Source organism: Streptomyces glomeratus (genome assembly GCF_021462825.1).
Taxonomy (GTDB): domain Bacteria; phylum Actinomycetota; class Actinomycetes; order Streptomycetales; family Streptomycetaceae; genus Streptomyces; species Streptomyces glomeratus.
The window spans coordinates 1-407 of the sequence record NZ_JAKEEB010000112.1; the positions used below are offsets into that span (position 1 = coordinate 1).

At 69.0% G+C, this 407-nt stretch carries 1 pseudogene; it reads right to left on the minus strand.

The annotated features are described in order from the left end of the window. A pseudogene (locus tag LZ604_RS35555) lies at window positions 1-407 on the minus strand (amino acid transporter); the annotation flags it as partial.

A 407-nucleotide genomic window follows, 5' to 3' on the forward strand; every position in this document is an offset into this window, starting at 1 on the left:
AGCAGCTTCTTGGTGTCCCGGATCCGGCCGGTCGGCTTCTCCTCGGTGTCGTCCGGGTCGCCCTGCACATGGGGCATCACGGCGACACCGGTCTCGAAGCCGGACAGGCCGAGCGCCAGCTTCGGGAAGACGAGCAGCGCCACGCCGACCATCACGAAGACGTTGCCGTGCTCGGCGGTCAGCGCGCCGGTCCAGTCGGTCACCACATGGCCTGCGGTGGCGACATGCCACAGGCCCACGACGACGACCACGGCGTTGAGGACGAGGTAGACGCCCACGAGGGCGACCGCGACACCGATCGCCTCCAGGAACCCCTTGAGGAAGACCGCGCCCAGCAGGGCGACCAGCAGCAGGGTGATCAGCATCTGGTGGCCGTGCAGGACGCCGGTGAGGTGGGGGTTCTCCAC